At 41.6% G+C, this 18,095-nt stretch carries 16 protein-coding genes; 3 read left to right on the forward strand and 13 right to left on the reverse strand.

Annotated elements, in window-relative coordinates; translation table 11 throughout:
- Positions 1-48: 48 nt before the first annotated feature.
- The 10 genes from osmB to M1F14_RS13855 all read right to left on the reverse strand — a co-directional run bounded on the left by osmB (position 49) and on the right by M1F14_RS13855 (position 9,948).
- Positions 49-267, reverse strand: coding sequence for an osmotically-inducible lipoprotein OsmB (gene osmB / locus M1F14_RS13810; RefSeq protein ID WP_042843689.1), 219 nt, complete (start codon positions 265-267; stop codon positions 49-51).
- A 201-nt stretch (positions 268-468) separates the two neighbouring features.
- A complete protein-coding gene (locus tag M1F14_RS13815; RefSeq protein ID WP_181468498.1) occupies positions 469-2,412 on the reverse strand; it encodes an exoribonuclease II in 1,944 nt (647 codons plus the stop codon).
- A 138-nt stretch (positions 2,413-2,550) separates the two neighbouring features.
- Positions 2,551-3,192: an endonuclease III gene (gene nth, locus M1F14_RS13820; RefSeq protein ID WP_042843692.1), complete on the reverse strand. Its 642-nt coding sequence runs from the start codon at positions 3,190-3,192 to the stop codon at positions 2,551-2,553.
- 20 nt (positions 3,193-3,212) lie between these two features.
- Positions 3,213-3,926, reverse strand: a complete 714-nt coding sequence (locus M1F14_RS13825; RefSeq protein ID WP_048607238.1) for an electron transport complex subunit E — start codon at positions 3,924-3,926, stop codon at positions 3,213-3,215.
- A complete protein-coding gene (rsxG, locus tag M1F14_RS13830) occupies positions 3,926-4,555 on the reverse strand; it encodes an electron transport complex subunit RsxG (RefSeq protein ID WP_042843694.1) in 630 nt (209 codons plus the stop codon). Before rsxG ends, M1F14_RS13825 begins: the two co-directional genes overlap by 1 nt.
- 9 nt (positions 4,556-4,564) lie before the next feature.
- Positions 4,565-5,650, reverse strand: a complete 1,086-nt coding sequence (rsxD, locus tag M1F14_RS13835) for an electron transport complex subunit RsxD (RefSeq protein ID WP_042843695.1) — start codon at positions 5,648-5,650, stop codon at positions 4,565-4,567.
- Between the two features lie 11 nt (positions 5,651-5,661).
- Positions 5,662-8,235, reverse strand: a complete 2,574-nt coding sequence (gene rsxC, locus M1F14_RS13840; RefSeq protein WP_181468497.1) for an electron transport complex subunit RsxC — start codon at positions 8,233-8,235, stop codon at positions 5,662-5,664.
- Entirely contained in the window at positions 8,228-8,842 is a 615-nt protein-coding gene (rsxB, locus tag M1F14_RS13845; protein ID WP_071548120.1) for an electron transport complex subunit RsxB, read from the reverse strand. The genes rsxC and rsxB overlap by 8 nt, the downstream gene beginning before the upstream one ends.
- Positions 8,842-9,423 (reverse strand): electron transport complex subunit RsxA, encoded by a 582-nt coding sequence (rsxA, locus tag M1F14_RS13850; RefSeq protein ID WP_042843698.1) that lies wholly within the window; start codon positions 9,421-9,423, stop codon positions 8,842-8,844. The genes rsxB and rsxA overlap by 1 nt, the downstream gene beginning before the upstream one ends.
- 84 nt (positions 9,424-9,507) lie before the next feature.
- Positions 9,508-9,948, reverse strand: a complete 441-nt coding sequence (locus tag M1F14_RS13855) for a DUF2569 domain-containing protein (protein WP_042843700.1) — start codon at positions 9,946-9,948, stop codon at positions 9,508-9,510.
- A 139-nt stretch (positions 9,949-10,087) separates the two neighbouring features.
- Between M1F14_RS13855 and M1F14_RS13860 the strand changes: the two genes are divergently transcribed.
- Together M1F14_RS13860 and M1F14_RS13865 are read left to right on the forward strand one after the other, a co-directional pair.
- A complete protein-coding gene (locus M1F14_RS13860) occupies positions 10,088-11,131 on the forward strand; it encodes an oxidoreductase (protein WP_181468496.1) in 1,044 nt (347 codons plus the stop codon).
- 57 nt (positions 11,132-11,188) lie between these two features.
- Positions 11,189-12,166, forward strand: coding sequence for a bile acid:sodium symporter family protein (locus M1F14_RS13865; RefSeq protein ID WP_042843702.1), 978 nt, complete (start codon positions 11,189-11,191; stop codon positions 12,164-12,166).
- Positions 12,167-12,371: 205 nt separating this feature from the next.
- On the opposite strand, the gene add is transcribed toward M1F14_RS13865, so the two are convergent.
- From add to manA, 3 genes are all read right to left on the reverse strand, one after another.
- Positions 12,372-13,373: an adenosine deaminase gene (add, locus tag M1F14_RS13870; protein WP_131680024.1), complete on the reverse strand. Its 1,002-nt coding sequence runs from the start codon at positions 13,371-13,373 to the stop codon at positions 12,372-12,374.
- A 190-nt stretch (positions 13,374-13,563) separates the two neighbouring features.
- On the reverse strand, positions 13,564-15,210 hold the full coding sequence (locus M1F14_RS13875; RefSeq protein WP_042843704.1) for a YdgA family protein: 1,647 nt from the start codon (positions 15,208-15,210) through the stop codon (positions 13,564-13,566).
- A 106-nt stretch (positions 15,211-15,316) separates the two neighbouring features.
- Positions 15,317-16,492 (reverse strand): mannose-6-phosphate isomerase, encoded by a 1,176-nt coding sequence (gene manA / locus M1F14_RS13880; RefSeq protein WP_042843705.1) that lies wholly within the window; start codon positions 16,490-16,492, stop codon positions 15,317-15,319.
- A 179-nt stretch (positions 16,493-16,671) separates the two neighbouring features.
- Here manA and fumC point away from each other — a divergent pair, with 179 nt between their 5' ends.
- Positions 16,672-18,069, forward strand: coding sequence for a class II fumarate hydratase (fumC, locus tag M1F14_RS13885; RefSeq protein ID WP_042843706.1), 1,398 nt, complete (start codon positions 16,672-16,674; stop codon positions 18,067-18,069).
- Positions 18,070-18,095: the final 26 nt, after the last annotated feature.

The following is an 18,095-nucleotide window of genomic DNA, read 5'->3' on the forward strand; positions in this document are numbered from 1 at the left end:
ACTAAGGAGCGTGAATGAAAGCGCGGGCAAAGTGTAGTTAGTAGTGCCTTATTTGCCAACCTGATGACCGATAATCCCACCAATAGCAGCACCACCTACGGTACCTAATGAACTTCCTCCCGTTAGGACAGCACCACCAACAGCACCTACACCTGCACCAATTGCTGTGTTTTTATCACGCTTAGACATGTTGGAACACGCACTGACACTAATAGCGACAGTGGCGATCACCATGAATGATAAAATACGTTTGCTGACTATTTTCATTTTTATAACCCTTAGTGCGTATTAGACAAATCATAAAATACCATGACACGTACAATTACGAATAAGAATAATCAGGAAAATGTTTTGCAAGGACAGCGAAATTTAACGTTTAATGCGAACTTTAACCAAATGACGGATTGTTAGACAAAGAAAAGACCATAAGCATTAACTTATGGTCTTTAAATATTAGCACAAGAATAGTTATTCTGCTGGGCGTGCAACAATATTACGTGTTTCCATACGAACTTCTGCGATAGTAACGTTAATAATATCGTTCAATTGATAGGCTTGTTCACCTTTAATGAGTACAGCCCCGGTTTCTTGGCTACATTGGATTTCATCACGTACACTATGAATAAACGGTGCAGGAACAAATGCGACTGCGCCATTATCCACTAACCGAACTCGTATACCGCCACGGGTGATATCAATGATTTCTGCTGGGAACTTTGTGTCAGTCCCTGCAAATGGTTTTAAGTATCGAGAATATAACCAGTCCCCAACATCACGTTCCGCCATGCGGTTGGCACGACGGCGTTCGGCTAGTTTTATTGATAGTTCCTCTGAGGGTTTATCAGGTGAAGGTTTGCCTGCAATGATGGACTTTAATAGCCGATGGTTAACAATATCGGTATATTTCCGGATTGGGGAAGTCCATGTGGCATATGCATCAAAACCTAAACCAAAGTGTGGACCGGGGTCCGCTTTAACCTCTGCAAAGGTTTGGTAACGACGGATGCGGCTATCAAGGAATTGGGTTGGTTGTGCATCTAACTGACGACGTAGTTGGCGGAAACCTTCTAGGGATAGCAAAGACTCAGAAGTTGTTTCAATACCATGGTCTTTGAGTGTTTGGACAACCTGTTCAATTTGCAGAGGTTCAAACCCCATATGCACGTTGAATACGCCAAAACCTAATTTTTCTTTTAATACAGCAGCTGCGCAGAGGTTAGCGGTGATCATTGCTTCTTCAACAATACGATTTGAGCTGCGACGACGTTCAGAAACGATATCTACTACATTTCCTTTATCATCTAGCACGAAACGATAATCTGGGCGGTCTTTAAAGACTAAAGCATTATTTTCACGCCATTGTAACCGTTTATCAGCCATTTCTTTGAGTAGTTCGATTTGCTGTTTATCTGTATCATTTGCTGGTTGCCAAATACCTACATTTTCAAGCCAATCAGAGACTTCCTCATAAACCAGTTTTGTTTTTGATTCAACCCAAGCACTGAAAAACTCAATATTATTATCGATACTACCATCTGATTTAATTAACGTTGTACAAACTAAAGCAGGGCGACGTAAATTTGGGCGTAAGGAGCACAGGTCATCAGATAATTTACGCGGCAGCATCGGGATATTGAAACCGGGCAAATAGTTGGTATAAGAGCGCGCTAATGCCAGTTTATCAAGTTCACTCCCTTCGTGGATATAGCTTGTAGGGTCGGCAATGGCGATGAAAAGTTTTAAATCGCCATCTGCTGTTTTTTCAACATACAGGGCGTCATCCATATCCTCAGTGCTTGCGCTATCAATAGTAACGAAATGCAAATGGGTTAAGTCAGTCCGTTCAATGCCTTGATCGTCACGTTCACTATCAACCATTTGCGGTTCGTCACGGTCTAATTGGTGACGCCGTAACGTTACCCACCAAGGTGCAAAATGGTCATCACCCTCAGTAATGTATTCGGTAATTTCTGCATAAAAGCCTTTATCACCTTTTAAAGGGTGACGGCGCATGTGGGCAACAACCCAATCATCTTGCTTAAATTCGTGGGTAAGGCCGTTAATGGGACGGCAGGAAATCATATCTTTGAGTGAAGGATGGTCGGGAATGACAAATAAGCGATTATCATTTTCTTTTTTCTGAATTTTCCCAACAAACCTATCTAAAAAAGGCTCAACAAGCTCTTCCGGTTCAGCAAATTCACGGTCTTTATCTGTATGAACACTGGCAATTACACGGTCACCGTGCATTACTTTTTTCATTTGTGGAGGTGGAATAAAGTAACTTTTTTGGCCATCAACTTCGAGAAAGCCAAAACCTTTTTCTGTGCTTTTTACCAGCCCTTCAACGCGTGGGGTCTGGGCATGTAACGTCTGTTTAAGTTGCGCGAGCAGTGGGTTGTTTTGAAACATACTTACCGTTTAATTGAGGTTGAGTTTGGCTCTATTGTTACGTAAGACAAAGTCTTAGAGCAAGGAAAAAATGCGTTACAAACAAGATTAGTCGCTAACAGACTGTTTTTCCTATAACCAAATAGAGCCATAACTAAGTTAATCTTCAGGGTATATTTTTTCTTTAAATTCACATAAATCTTCAATAATACAGGAGCCGCAACGAGGTTTGCGTGCAATACAGGTATAACGGCCATGTAAAATAAACCAATGATGGCAATCGACTTTAAACTCTGCAGGAACAACCTTGAGTAGTTTCTCTTCGACTTCAACGACATTTTTCCCCGGTGCAAAATTAGTGCGATTACATACCCGAAAAATATGAGTATCAACCGCAATAGTTGGCCAACCGAACGCGGTGTTAAGCACAACATTTGCTGTTTTACGGCCTACGCCGGGCAAGGCTTCGAGTGCATCTCTATCTTCGGGTACTTGGCTGTGGTGCTTTTCGACTAAAATCTTACAGGTTTTATATACGCTTTCTGCTTTGGTATTAAATAACCCGATAGTTTTAATATATTCTTTAATACCATCGACGCCGAGAGCCATTATGGCTTCGGGGGTATTCGCGACGGGGTATAGTTTTGCCGTTGCTTTATTGACGCTCACATCAGTCGCTTGAGCGGAAAGCAAAACAGCTATCAGTAACTCAAACGGGGAGTTAAATTGTAACTCTGTCGTAGGATGTGGGTTGTTATCGCGTAGACGAGTTAGTATTTCAATACGTTTTGATTTATTCATTGCTCACAATAATATCATTATTAAGAAATATGGCTGCCACAACCTTGTTGTTTTTCATACTCACGAGTGGGTTGTTGGCCCAATTGTAAAGCAGCTCTTTTCTTCATTTTTTCATCAATTAGGTATTTTGCCGCTAATAGCAAGGCTAGGCCAATAAAGGCGCCCGGAGGTAGCATAGCGAGTAAAAAAGGAGAATCAAGGTGTAATACCTCAATACGAAGAGATGTTGCCCAAGAACCTAATAAAAGGTCAGCGCCATCAAATAAAGTTCCATTGCCTAAAATTTCACGAATAGAGCCAAGCACAAATAAGGTCGCTGTTGCTCCTAATCCCATGGCGAACCCATCTAACGCTGATAATGGAACAGGGTTACGCGATGCATATGCCTCTGCACGGCCAATGACAATACAGTTAGTGACGATCAGCGGGATAAAAATACCAAGAGACTCATATAGCCCAAATGCATACGCATTAATTAACATTTGTACTGCACTCACCACCGAAGCAATAATCATGACATAGATTGGAATACGGATCTCTGATGGTACCCAACGTCGTAGCGCAGACACCGCAATATTAGTGCAAACTAAAACTAATGTAGTCGCTAAACCGAGGCCTAGGGCATTTGTTGCTGTTGATGAAACAGCAAGGAGAGGGCAAAGCCCTAATAATTGGACCAAAGCTGAGTTATTTTTCCATAACCCTTGCAGTAACAGGTCTTTAGTTTCACTCATTATTCTTCTCCACAGCTCGGATAATTCGACAGTTGTTGCGGAACATGTTGCATAAAAACGGCGGTGCGTTTAGTGGCGTTGACCACCGCACGAGGGGTTATGGTTGCCCCTGTAAATTGGTCAAACTCGCCGCCGTCTTTTTTAACTGCCCATTTGGGGTCATTATCTGAATTAATCTTTTTACCACTAAAATAGGTGATCCAATCTGAAATGCGTGTCTCAATTTTATCACCTAGACCAGGCGTTTCATGGTGTTCAGTGACTCGAACACCAAGGACTGTCCCGTTGAAATCGGTACCTACTAATAGATGAATTGCACCTGAATAACCATCTAAAGCCGTTGTTTCTAAAGCAGCAGCAACAGGTTCACCATTTTTACGGGCAATATAGAGGTGCCTTGGTTGCGTATTGCCCAGTATGGCTTCATTTTTGACTAAATAACATTCTTTGGTTAAATCATTATCATATAAATTGCTAGGTATAACTTGGTCGAGTAACTTTTTCTGCATAATAGCAGCTTGTTTAGCAATGGTATCTTTAGTTAACGTATAGACAACTGCACTCAGAGCGGTAGTTCCTGCTGCAAAGATAGCTAAGATGACACCATGGCGTCGCATTGTATTTAACATCGGTGGCCCTTATTTATGTCCATGACCGTACGCACGTGGCTGCGTATAGTAATCAATTAACGGTACGGTTATATTCGCCAATAACACTGCAAATGCGACAGCATCTGGATAGCCGCCAAATACACGGATCACCCAAACCAAGAAACCAATTATTACACCAAAAATAATTCGACCTTTAGGGGTTGTTGAGGCAGTCACTGGGTCTGTCGCAATGAAAAATGCGCCTAACATCGTGGCACCTGAAAGTAATTGAACCAGTGGTGGTGCAAAGCGGCTGTCATCAATTAAATAGCTAACTACGGATAAAATTGCCAATGTCCCTAAGAACGAAAGCGGTATGTGCCAGCTAATTATCCGGCGGTTGATCATAATTAAACCACCAATCAGGTAAGCAACGTTGACCCATTGCCAACCAATCCCTGCTAGTGACCCTTGTAAAATAGGTTGCTGTAGTACTTCGGTGACTGAATGGGTCAGCAAACCGGTTTTAAAACTGTCCAGAGGGGTTGCTTGGCTCATTCCGTCAACTCCTGTTCGAAGCTGTTCAAGAGAGATACCCGTTAAGGTATGACCATTAAAAATGACGGACAAACTATCTAAGGGGGAGATAGAAAGGTTCTGTAACTCATGTGGTGGAAGCCAATTTGTCATGTGGACAGGGAAAGAGATTAATAACACCACATAACCCACCATCGCTGGGTTAAAAGGGTTCTGACCTAAACCACCGTAACATTGTTTAGCAATAGTAATCGCAAAGAAAGTCCCTAAGACGATAAGCCACCAAGGGGCTAAGGGGGGAAGACTAACCCCTAATAATAAGGCAGTGACAATCGCTGAATTATCTTTCAATACAGGAACAATGGGCTTTTCACGTAGCCTAATAGAAACAGCTTCCGTTAGTACGGCTGTTAACATGGCTAACAATATTTGGAACAGAGTGCCAACCCCAAAAAAATAAATTTGAACTGCGATACCGGGTATTGCAGCTAAAAGTACCCAAAGCATGACTAAACTCGTGCTTTGTTTGTTATGAGTAAATGGTGCACTCGCAATTTTTAAACGGCGATTTTTTGCGTCAATAGGCCTAAATTTCATCTGGTTATCACTTACTCTGTCGTCATTTGTTCATTTTGTTTTTGAGCCTGCTTCGCTTTTACTCGAGCTATAGCAGCAGCAACCGCAATTTTCCGCGGGTCAGTTTCTTCTTCAATAGGTTGTTTTGCGGCTGGAGTTAACTCTTCTTGGGCAACTTGCGCTGCTTGAGCCGCTTTTTTCGCCTTAACACGCGCAATAGCAGCGGCTACCGCTGCTTTGCGTGGGTCGACATCTGTATCGGGAGTTGTTTCTGCCACCGGTTCAGCCGCAGTAGGTTGCTGAGCCGCTTTTTTCGCCTTAGCACGGGCAATAGCAGCCGCTACCGCTGCTTTGCGTGGGTCGACATTTGTATCGGGAGTTGTTTCTGCCACCGGTTCAGCCGCAGTAGGTTGCTGAGCCGCTTTTTTCGCCTTAGCACGGGCAATAGCAGCCGCTACCGCCGCTTTGCGTGGGTCGACATCTGTATCGGGAGTTGTTTCTGCCACCGGTTCAGCCGCAGTAGGTTGCTGAGCCGCTTTCTTGGCCTTAGCGCGGGCAATGGCAGCCGCTACCGCTGCTTTGCGCGGGTCGACATCTGTATCGGGAGTTGTTTCTGCCACCGGTTCAGCCGCAGTAGGTTGCTGAGCCGCTTTTTTCGCCTTAGCACGGGCAATAGCAGCCGCTACCGCTGCTTTGCGTGGGTCGACATCTGTATCGGGAGTTGTTTCTGCCACCGGTTCAGCCGCAGTAGGTTGCTGAGCCGCTTTCTTCGCCTTAGCGCGGGCAATGGCAGCCGCTACCGCTGCTTTGCGTGGGTCGACATCTGTATCGGGAGTTGTTTCTGCCACCGGTTCAGCCGCAGTAGGTTGCTGAGCCGCTTTCTTCGCCTTAGCACGGGCAATGGCAGCCGCTACCGCTGCTTTGCGTGGGTCATCGTGAGTGTCTGGATTGTTCTGCTCAACTTGAGCCGCTGCTAATTTCTCAGCTTGTTTAGCTCGAGCTTGTGCTTTACGTGCTTCACGGGCTGCAATGACAGCACTATTATCTGGTAATTCGCCTGAAATGATTTTAACCGGATCAGAGGCGGTACTTTGTTTTGCTTTGACCCGAGCTAAAGCCGCATTAACAGCGTCTTTACCTGCGTTATCAACTTGTACGGCGGCTTTCTTATGCCGCTCTTCACGTGCTTTCTTATCTCGTTCCATCCGTAATTGCTTAGCTTCAAAACGAAGTTTTGCTTCTGCGGCTCGGCGTTCCTCTTGGGCAATTTCACGAATTTCTGCTTTTTCTTGGCGGTAATATTGAACTAGCGGAATATTACTAGGACAAACATAGGCGCATGCTCCACACTCAATACAGTCGAACAGATTGTGCTTTTGTGCTTTTTCATGTTCTTCGCCTTTGCTAAACCAATAAAGCTGTTGGGGTAACAAAGCAGCTGGGCATGCTTCTACACACAGCCCACAGCGGATACAAGCTTCTTCGGGAGATTCAGCCCCCATTTCTTCAGATGTTGGAACCAACAGGCAATTACAAATTTTAACAACAGGTACATTTAGGTCCGGTAGGGTAAAGCCCATTAATGGCCCGCCCATGATTACCATTTGTTCCGGCTCTGGATTAAAACCTGCTTGTTGTAATAGGTGTTTAACAGGAGTGCCTAAACGAGTCCAAAAATTCCCCGGTTTGCTAATAGCATCACCAGTAACGGTCACTACACGTTCAATCAATGGTTGCCCATCAATAACCGCGCGTTTTATCGCCACTACGGTGCCTACATTTTGCATTAATACGCCAATTTGTGATGAACGGGCACCAGAAGGGACTTCCTTACCGGTTAATATTTTTGTGAGCTGCTTAGCACCACCTGATGGGTATTTGGTCGGTATAACCCGTATGAATATCTGTTGATCTTGTTTGCTCAGCGCGTGTTTTAAAGCGCGGATCGCTTCTGGTTTATTATCTTCAATCCCAATTAAGACTTGGTCTGGGTTTAATAAGTGCTGTAATACTCGGCAACCTTCGATAACTTCCTGAGCATGTTCTTGCATTAACCTATCATCTGCAGTGATATACGGTTCACACTCGGCAGCATTAATAATTAAGGTTTTAATTGCTTCTTTTCCACCTGCTAATTTTGAGGCAGTAGGGAAGCCAGCACCACCAAGACCCGCAATACCCGCTTGCTCTATTTTTTGCAGTAATTCAGCTTGAGACAATTGTGTGTAATCTGCTTCAGGACTCAATGTGCACCAGGTATCATTGCCATCCGATTGAATACGAACACATAGCTCTTTCAAACCTGATGGGTGCGCTGTTACCATCGGTTCAATGGCTGTTATTACGCCAGATGTAGAGGCATGAACAGGTACTGTACGACCCAATCCTTTAGTGAGGGGCTGGCCTTTTAGGACATATTCACCCACTTGCACAATTAATTCACCTTCAGGGCCTAGATGCTGCTGTAATGGTATAATTAACTCATTAGGCACTGAGGCAATACGCATGGGGGTTTGACTTGATTGTAATTTCATTTCAGGCGGATGAATACCGCCGTTAAAATCCCAAATATTCTCTTTTTTTAACCAACTAAACAGCTTAAGCATGAGTATTACCTCTCGCTTGCGTTAATGGCTGTTCATTGGGTTCAACATTAATATTTTTAACGGGAATGGCGTTTAAATCCCATTTCCAGTTAGCGGTAGTCGTTTTCACAGGAACAAGTTCAATACAATCAGTAGGGCACGGGGCAACACACAGGTCACAGCCCGTACATAAATCTTCAATCACAGTGTGCATAGCGCGGGTCGCGCCAACAATAGCATCAACAGGGCAAGCTTGAATGCACTTGGTACAACCAATACAGTTTTGTTCATCAATGATAGCCACTTTACGCACAGGGTTTTGCGCCGCTTCGTCACCATCAATAGGTTGTGGATCAACATTTAGTAGCTCAGCAATTTTTAACATAACTTGCTCACCACCAGGTGCACATTTGTTGATCATTTCCCCATTGTTAGCCACGGCTTCTGCATAGGGGCGGCAACCTGGGTAGCTACATTGACCACACTGGCTTTGGGGTAAAATCGCTTCGACTTGTTCAACGATAGGGTCGGCTTCAACTTTAAAACGCAAAGAGGCATAGCCCAAAATAAGGCCAAATATAAGACCAAAAACGGCTAATATGCCGATAGCAATCCAGACTGACATCATTAGAATTTCACCAAACCACTAAAGCCCATAAATGCGAGTGACATCAAGCCGGCAGTAATTAAGCCAATTGATGAGCCACGAAACGGGGCAGGGACATTGGCAACAGCTAGCCGCTCTCTGATTGCGGCAAATAACACCATTACTAATGAGAACCCAACAGCTGCACCAAAGCCGTAGACGGCAGATTGCATAAAAGTATGGGACATGTTGATATTTAGTAATGCAACGCCAAGAACCGCGCAGTTAGTCGTAATTAGTGGTAAGAAAATACCTAATAAGCGATAAAGCGTAGGGCTAGTTTTTCTGACAACCATTTCAGTAAATTGAACTACTACTGCTATCGCCAAAATAAAGCTTAGCGTGCGTAAATAGATAAGATCGAGTGGAACAAGTATCAGGGTGTCAATCAACCATGAGCTTATCGAAGCTAGTGTTAGAACAAAGGTTGTTGCTAACCCCATTCCTATAGCGGGTTCAAGCTTAGTTGACACCCCCATAAAGGGGCATAAACCAAGAAATTTTACAAGGACGAAGTTGTTAACCAACACCGTTCCAATAAAGAGTAGTAGATAATCAGTCATGCTATTGCCTGAAATGAAAAAAGAACAAAAACTGACCTAAGCCAGCTAAACTATCATTATGATATCAAGCAATTTATCTGGCGCTTATCGATCTTGTGTGAAAGTCATTTTTACACGCTGTGAACGTTTTAAGTAAGGGACGAAGAAACCGGCTCCAAGTAATGGCCAGGCAAGCACTTGTAAGGCGGTATTATCATCAATAGGTGAAAATGCAAATGTTTTTATACCTAATAACAATAAGATAAGTAACCAAATAATAAAACGACGTGGAAAATGTTTTGAATGAGCAAACATCAGTTGCAGTACATGAATACTAAATAATGTCATGGCAATTGCGATAGCAAATGATAGATACCATGCCAAGGGAATATAGCTTGCCCAATTATCAACTGTGCTCACAATTTCATAAAATTTAATGCAATACATGACTGTCATACTGCATACGGCTAAAAACGTTAGCAACAGATACATAGCTGGCAGCAGTAACCAGCCAGTGATACGGTTAGCATTATAAACTGAAGACATAAGTAAACATCCATTTTTGCAAAATAGCGGTAGAAGATCCTAGGGTATTTTATAATCCTATCATAGATATATTTGCCATTTAATTCATTCTGATGGTACTTTTTATATCTTTCTGAGTTTGTTTTTGTATGAGGTCAATATGTCTAAACCGATTAAAGTAGGGGTCATAGGTTATGGCTATGCAAGTAAAACCTTTCATGCGCCTTTCTTAGGTTTTCTAAAAGAGTATGATTTAACTGCAATTTCAACGAGTGACCCTAATAAAGTTAAGGCGGATTGGCCAAATGTCAATGTTGTTGCATCTCCAGAAGCTATTTTTGCTGATAATGACATTGAATTAGTGGTGATCCCAACGCCAAATGAAACTCACTTTCCTTTAGCTAAAGCGGCATTATCCGCGGGCAAACATGTGGTTGTTGATAAACCATTTACTCTAGACGTTGCACAAGCAGAACAACTTAAACAACAAGCAGAACAGTCAGGGAAATTGCTTTCTATCTATCATAATCGTCGGTGGGACTCTGGCTTTCTAACTGTCAAAAAAATACTTCAAGATGGTTGTCTTGGTGATATTAAATATTATGAGTCACACTTTGATCGCTACCGGCCAATGGTAAGGCAAAGATGGCGTGAAGCGAATATTCCGGGCTCAGGTATTTGGTATGATTTAGGACCGCACTTATTAGACCAAGTACTGCAATATTTTGGTAAGCCGATGGGGATCACCGCTGATCTTGCTATGATCCGCCCGAATGCGGAAGCGGTAGACTACTTTCATGTCATATTACAATATGCAACTAAAAAGGTGGTTTTACATGCGACCACGTTAGCAGCCGCACCTATGCCAATTTATGTTATTCATGGTATGAAAGGTAGCTATGTAAAGTATGGTTTAGACCCGCAAGAAGATTGTCTAAAAAGTGGAATGAAACCAGAAGGTGAAAAGTGGGGCGTAGATGACAACACTGGAATCGTGACCCTGTCACAAGGTGAGGCGCTTATCACACAACCTTGGCCTAACGAAAAAGGTAATTATGGTGGGTATTACCAAGCTATTTATGATGCGATACGCCATAATAAACCCAATCCGGTCACACCAAGTGAAGCCATTGATATCATGAAGCTTATCGAAGCAGGAATACGTTCAGCAACAGAAAAGCGTACTATTGAATCAATTTTTTGAGTCCACGACCTATCATAAAGCCAGTCTATGTAACTGGCTTTTATTATGGAAAACAGAATGAACCTGCTAGCTAAACTAAGAATAGACCCATTTTTACTTATCATGATAGGCGTTGTAATTATTGCTAGCCTTTTTCCTTGTGAAGGGGAAATAAAAACGGGCTTTCAATACCTAACAACTGCCGCAATCGCATTGTTGTTCTTTATGCATGGTGCAAAGTTATCAAGGGAATCAATAGTGGCAGGTATAGGCCATTGGCGTCTGCACCTGTTAGTTTTTGCGAGCACGTTTATTTTATTTCCTATTGTAGGATTAGGGCTCGCTGTCATCGTTCCTGAATGGATGTCACCCACTGTCTATATGGGGTTTTTGTACCTTTGTGCATTACCTGCGACGGTACAGTCCGCGATTGCCTTTACTTCCGTTGCAGGTGGTAATATAGCGGCGGCGATTTGTAGCGCTTCAGCATCCAGTATTCTTGGCGTATTCCTTTCTCCTATTTTAGTCGGTGCTTTAATGGATGCAGATGGTAGCCAGGCGGTCGATACGCTTAATGCAATTGGCTCAATATTATTACAGTTAATGTTACCATTTGTAGTAGGGCACTTAGCGCGACCTTTAATTGTTAATTGGATTAATCGCCACCGTAAATTAGTCAATATAACTGACCGTTCCTCTATACTATTAGTTGTTTATGTTGCATTTAGTGAAGCTGTCGTTGAGGGAATATGGCAGAAAATCGACGCATTTTCTTTACTGATGATAGTGGTTGTCACTTGTGTCATTTTATTTATTGTCATAGTGGTTAACACATTAGCCGCACGCTTGCTTGGTTTTAGTAAAGAAGATGAGATTACTATTGTATTTTGTGGGTCTAAAAAAAGTTTAGCTAATGGGGTTCCAATGGCTAATGTATTGTTTCCTGCGGCAACGGTAGGGGTGATCTTACTTCCTTTAATGATTTTCCACCAAATTCAGCTGATGGTTAGTGCTGTATTGGCTCAGCGTTACGCTAAACGGTTATTAACTAAATAATATATTATTGACTTGAGGATATGGCACCACCTCAAGTCAATGCTGTTTACTTTTATTCTATTTTAGTTACAACATACTGTGGGTGTTTTTTTATAAAGAACATACATTAACTCTGTGCTAATTAATGGCTTACTAGGGAAAAAGGGCGAGTCAAAATGCAGTGAGTGGAATGAATGAGGGCACCCAGTGTGATGCCCTTTAGTTTTTATCGTTTAGCTGCTTTTTCTAACAGTGCATTTTTCTCATTTGTGGATAAAAATGCGATAGCAAGGCCATTACGTTGAGCTTGCTCGATTTCAGCAGCGGTCAAGCCTGCTTGTGGTGCTGCGACTTCATATTCATAACGTAACTCAATTCCTTGCACTGCTGGGTCATCAGTATTTATTGATGCTAATACCCCATGCTGTAAAAAGGCCTTTAACGGGTGTTTAGCTAATGATGAGACAGTGCTAGTTTGGATATTGGAAGTTAAGCAACTTTCCATACCGATTTGGTGCTTCACTAAATAATCAATTAGAGCGGGGTCTTCAATTGCTTTTACACCATGGCCAATTCGTTGCGCACCTAATACATTAATTGCATGCCAAATACTCTCTGCTCCCGCAGCCTCACCTGCATGAACGGTAATATTTAAACCTGCATCTCTGGCTTTTATGAAGTGAGACTCAAATAATTCCCCTGGAAAACCAAGTTCATCTCCAGCGAGGTCTAAAGCACACAAATGATGGCGATGAGCTAAAAGCCCTTGTAATTCAGTAGAGCAAGCATGCTGCCCAAACGTGCGACTTAAAATTCCGATCAAATTAATTTTGATTTCAAATTGTTTGCAACCTGCTTGTACACCATCAATAATCGCTTCCACGACACCTTCGACAGGTAAGTGGTGCTTCATCGCCATGTAGTAAGGTGAAAAACGAAGCTCTGCATAATCAATCCCCGCATTAAACGCATCTTCTACATTTTCAAATGCAACACGGCGGCAGGCATCTAAATCAGCGAGTACTGAAACCCCCCAATCTAATTTTGACAAAAAACCGACTAAATCAGCTTCCTGTCCTATAATTTGTACATGAGGGCGTAATGCCTCAAGTTCTGTTGCGGGTAATTGAATATGGTGCTGTTCAGCTAGTGAAAGAATAGTTTCCGGTCGGATATTACCATCAAGGTGACGGTGTAAGTCGGTTAAAGGGAGACGGGTATTTATCACGGGATGATCCTTTATCTGTTTTCTTTCCTTATTTTGGCCGTTATTTAGCTAAAAGCAATTGTAAATCACGTAAAATGTGAAACATAATAAAAAATTACATTTAATTTGTGATGTTCGTCACCGAAATGTTGGTGATAAAAAAAACGCCAGTCATAATTGACTAGCGTTTTTTCTATTAGCTTGAGTTTGATTAGTTAGCAGGTGTTTCAGCTTGTGGTGCTAACTCAGGCTCATTACCAATTTCTGGTGCGATTTCCGCACCTGGAGCTGGTTGAGCGTCATATTCTAACTCGTCTTCAGGTCCAGACATGATTTTCATCTTAGTCAAGAACTCAGCTAAGGTGTACTTATCATTGTTGAATGTCAGGTCGTTACCAGCGAATTTGATCGTCATTGTTAAATCATTTTCGCTATCAATCATCCAAGGTGATTTTTTCTGTTTAGCTTTTTCAGCGCGTTCTTCATCGGTCATAAACATTTCTTCAAACGGGGAAGAGAACATATCCGAAGTCAACATTTGCTGTACACCTGCAAATTCAGATGTCACCATACCTTTCATTTCTTTTTTAGTTTCAGCATCAACTGGAACGCCTTGGTCTAAAATCATGGCTTGTGTCATGGATTCAATTACCATTGGCTTATTCAGCTTCAGGTTAAAATCAAAAGAAGAAATCAATTGTTTGAATGCTTCATCAACTTTATTAGACATTGCCAACGCGGTGATTTCGTCTTGGTTCCATTTATTGAAAGTGACATTTAAGTCAACAGAGCTTTGGCCAGCTTCATTTTTCCAATATAGCGGGCTAACTGTGAATACAGGTTTGCTTTTCATTAGCTCAGGCAATGTGGTTGACATCATTTCCATGGCTAAACGTTCAGTAGCTTCTGATGGGTCACCAGTTGCTAAACCTTCTGCTAAGGCTTTGTTGTATTGTTCTACAAATTTACCTAATGCTTTAGCATCTAGTTTTTCAATTGCAACAGTGACTTGGCCTGAACCTAAATTTTGTTCTAATGCTTTAATGTCACCAATACTGTAAGAAATGTTACCTTTAACATCTTCACCGTTGATAGAAGTATCACTGGCGATTTTAAAATCTTTAAATGAGAATTTTGTTTCTGGGATATTGAAGTCTGTATCTGCAATCACAAATTCTTGTGTTCCTGTGTAGAAACCATATTGTGATTTTTTGACATTAGAAACTAATTTTAACCCTTTAACGGTCATTGTTTCTGATTTATCTGCTTTACCCATCACAAAGTTATCAGTGATTATTGATGCATCGACAGACTCTAAGTCTGCTGTAGTTGAAACATCAAATTTAGAGCCGCTAAACGATAGCGAAATATCATCTTTGCTATATTCAACTGGGATAAGCTCTAAGTTAGTATCGATACTTTTGCTATAACCAATGACAGCAGAACCATTAACAAACGGCTTTCCTTTGGTTGCTTCAAAAAGCTCTTTAGTTGTTGCATTATTTGCTAATTCTATTTGAGTAGCAGCCAGTTTTGGCAACAAATTAAACTTAGCAACTTGTGATAATGGGAATGGGCCATGATCAATATTAGTCTTAAATATGATAGAATCATCAGGTGTTACTGAATCAGCTGAAGTAATTACGATGTCAGCTTTAGAAGAGAAAACGCCTTTTTCATAGTTTTCTACTTTGAAATTCAAACCTGCTTCAGGCACATTTACAGCAAAAAAATCGTTGGTTTTGAGGATCACTCTGTCAAGTTCATCTTTTACTTTTGAACCTGTATACCACGATGCACCCGTCCATACAGCGCCCAGAGCTACAATAACACCAACCGCGACTAATGACTTTTTCATTATAAACATCCATCCTTTCAGTACGTTATAAACGTACTTATAAAATTATATAAGTTTTAAATAACCGTTTTTTAACAAAATAAACGGTTAAATACAGAATATGACACTACTTATTAAAAACTCGGGCAAGCTTACCATTGCCGTTAATGGTAATACTTTTCTCATAAGCAGGTAGAAAAACAGACTCACCAGAATCTATGCATATTTCTTCATTACCTGAACGGAAAACTAACTGACCTTCAATACAAAATAAAATTGAGGCTGTATCGTTAGATAGAGTAACCTCCGAGTTGTTTATAGAATATATATTAAATGAAAAATCTTCTACTGGAATATTATATTTCCAGATATTTCCAGATTTTTCGGGGATACTTAATAAATCCTTTGCTGACGTAGGGTTAAAGTCAATATTCGCAATCAGTTCAGGGACATCTATGTGTTTATTTGTTAACCCTGCACGCAGAACATTATCTGAATTAGCCATGACCTCTAATCCAACCCCTTCTAAATAAGCATGCGGTGTTCTTGCATATAAAAACATCGCTTCACCGGGTTGCAGTTCAACAACATTAAGAAGAAGTGGGGTAAATAAACCATTATCTTCAGGGTATAAACTTGCCATTTGCTTTATTGAGTTCCACGGTTCACCTTGGCGACTATTTAAAGCCGCTTTTAGTACTCCAAGTGCGAGCTCTTTTTGTTCACCTGTTAAATTAAGAATTTGTGCAAATAGGCGTGATAGCTTTTCTTCTGTTGGGTCTTGAACAAATAGTTGGATATCCGGATGAGCCGCTGAAACAAAATCAAGCAATTGTGCTATTTCATTCAATGGACGAAATGCATTCATTGCTTTAAAAGGTGTTAAGGCATAAATTAATTCTGGTTTATGGTTATCATCTTTATAGTTGCGAATAGGTGAGTCTACTGGAATACCCGCTGCATTCTCTTTAGCGAACCCGACCTCAGCATAGGTTTTGTTGGGATGTACTTGTACTGACAGCGGTTGAGCAGCGCACAGTACCTTAAACAAGTACGGTAATCGATGATAAGTTTGTGCAATATGCGAACCCAAATAATATTCAGGGGCACTCTCAATCAAGGTGTTAAGGGGAACAGTTTGATTTTTTTGCGCATCGAGAACTTCTGAGCTCGCTTTGGGGTGAGCCCCCATCCAAAGCTCAGCCATTGGTAGGTGGTTAGGGTTAGGGAGCCCATATAGCTTAGTTAGGGCCGTTTTACTACCCCAATCATAATTTTGGACTTTGTTTATCATTTTAAGCATAGCAAAATTCTCTTTTTTATAAAAATCAACTCATTTCCTTTTCATTACAGTACAATAAGCTCGACTAAGTCTCATAAATGAAATTCAATTTGTGGCATTATACTGCTCGGTTATTTGCTTACCTGCAAGCAGATGATTCTAAAATCAATTATTCTGTATATGTACCTAAGGAGATAGTAATGGCAGCCACTCGCATTGAAAAAGACTCAATGGGACCTATTGAAGTACCTGCTGACCACTTGTGGGGCGCGCAAACGCAGCGTTCTTTAGAACATTTCCGTATATCTGTAGAAAAAATGCCTGTCGCGTTAATCCACGCACTCGCTATCACAAAAAAAGCCGCCGCTAGTGTAAATATGGATCTAGGATTATTAGCCAAAGAGCGTGGCGATGCAATCATTGCTGCTGCTGATGAAGTATTAGCTGGCAAACACCCTACAGAGTTCCCACTGGCTATATGGCAAACGGGTTCTGGTACGCAAAGTAACATGAACATGAATGAGGTATTAGCTAACCGTGGTAGCGAAATCCTCGGTGGCCAGCGTGGTAATGATCGCCTTATTCACCCAAATGACGATGTTAATAAAAGCCAAAGTTCAAATGATGTTTTCCCAACAGCCATGCATGTCGCTGCGGTGGTTGCTATTCGCGAACATCTACTACCTGAACTAAAAGTTTTACACAAAACTTTAGATGCAAAAGCAAAAGAATTCAAAGATATCGTCAAAATTGGTCGTACCCACTTACAAGATGCAACCCCATTGACGTTAGGCCAAGAAATTTCTGGCTGGGCTGCAATGTTAGCACACAATGAAAAACATATTGAGAATTCAATACCTCATGTTTGTGAACTTGCTCTGGGTGGTACTGCTGTCGGTACAGGGTTGAATACTCATCCTGAATACGCAGTTCGTGTTGCGAAAAAAATTGCCGAATTAACGGGTCAGCCATTTATCACTGCACCTAATAAATTTGAAGCTTTGGCAACGTGTGACAGCTTAGTTCATGCTCATGGTGCACTGAAAGGCTTAGCGGCTTCATTAATGAAAATTGCGAATGATGTTAGGTGGTTAGCATCAGGTCCTCGTTGTGGCATTGGTGAAATTGCGATACCAGAGAACGAACCAGGCAGCTCAATCATGCCAGGGAAAGTTAACCCTACACAGTGTGAAGCATTAACAATGCTATGTGCGCAAGTGATGGGAAATGATGTTGCAGTTAATATTGGTGGCGCATCAGGCAATTTCGAGCTTAACGTTTTTCGCCCAATGGTAATTGATAACTTCTTACAATCTGTCCGTTTATTAGCTGATGGTATGCGTAGTTTCAATGAACATTGTGCTATTGGTATTGAACCAAATCGTGAGCGCATTGAAAAATTACTGCATGAATCATTGATGTTAGTAACCGCTTTAAATACCCATATTGGTTATGATAAAGCCGCTGAAATTGCTAAGAAAGCTCATAAAGAAGGGTTAACACTAAAACAATCAGCATTGAAATTAAATTATCTGACAGAAGAACAGTTTGATGAATGGGTTCGCCCAGAAGACATGGTTGGAAGCATGAAGTCATAAACTTTATGGCTTGCTAATATCATGTA

It is taken from the genome of Providencia sp. PROV003 (genome assembly GCF_045040775.1).
GTDB classification, from domain to species: Bacteria; Pseudomonadota; Gammaproteobacteria; order Enterobacterales; family Enterobacteriaceae; genus Providencia; species Providencia huashanensis.

Coding starts and splice junctions, on each gene's coding strand:
- osmB (WP_042843689.1), bottom strand. CDS start 267: ATGAAAATAGTCAGCAAACGTATTTTATCATTCATGGTGATCGCCACT.
- M1F14_RS13815 (WP_181468498.1), bottom strand. CDS start 2,412: ATGTTTCAAAACAACCCACTGCTCGCGCAACTTAAACAGACGTTACAT.
- nth (WP_042843692.1), bottom strand. CDS start 3,192: ATGAATAAATCAAAACGTATTGAAATACTAACTCGTCTACGCGATAAC.
- M1F14_RS13825 (WP_048607238.1), bottom strand. CDS start 3,926: ATGAGTGAAACTAAAGACCTGTTACTGCAAGGGTTATGGAAAAATAAC.
- rsxG (WP_042843694.1), bottom strand. CDS start 4,555: ATGTTAAATACAATGCGACGCCATGGTGTCATCTTAGCTATCTTTGCA.
- rsxD (WP_042843695.1), bottom strand. CDS start 5,650: ATGAAATTTAGGCCTATTGACGCAAAAAATCGCCGTTTAAAAATTGCG.
- rsxC (WP_181468497.1), bottom strand. CDS start 8,235: ATGCTTAAGCTGTTTAGTTGGTTAAAAAAAGAGAATATTTGGGATTTT.
- rsxB (WP_071548120.1), bottom strand. CDS start 8,842: ATGATGTCAGTCTGGATTGCTATCGGCATATTAGCCGTTTTTGGTCTT.
- rsxA (WP_042843698.1), bottom strand. CDS start 9,423: ATGACTGATTATCTACTACTCTTTATTGGAACGGTGTTGGTTAACAAC.
- M1F14_RS13855 (WP_042843700.1), bottom strand. CDS start 9,948: ATGTCTTCAGTTTATAATGCTAACCGTATCACTGGCTGGTTACTGCTG.
- M1F14_RS13860 (WP_181468496.1), top strand. CDS start 10,088: ATGTCTAAACCGATTAAAGTAGGGGTCATAGGTTATGGCTATGCAAGT.
- M1F14_RS13865 (WP_042843702.1), top strand. CDS start 11,189: ATGAACCTGCTAGCTAAACTAAGAATAGACCCATTTTTACTTATCATG.
- M1F14_RS13875 (WP_042843704.1), bottom strand. CDS start 15,210: ATGAAAAAGTCATTAGTCGCGGTTGGTGTTATTGTAGCTCTGGGCGCT.
- manA (WP_042843705.1), bottom strand. CDS start 16,492: ATGCTTAAAATGATAAACAAAGTCCAAAATTATGATTGGGGTAGTAAA.
- fumC (WP_042843706.1), top strand. CDS start 16,672: ATGGCAGCCACTCGCATTGAAAAAGACTCAATGGGACCTATTGAAGTA.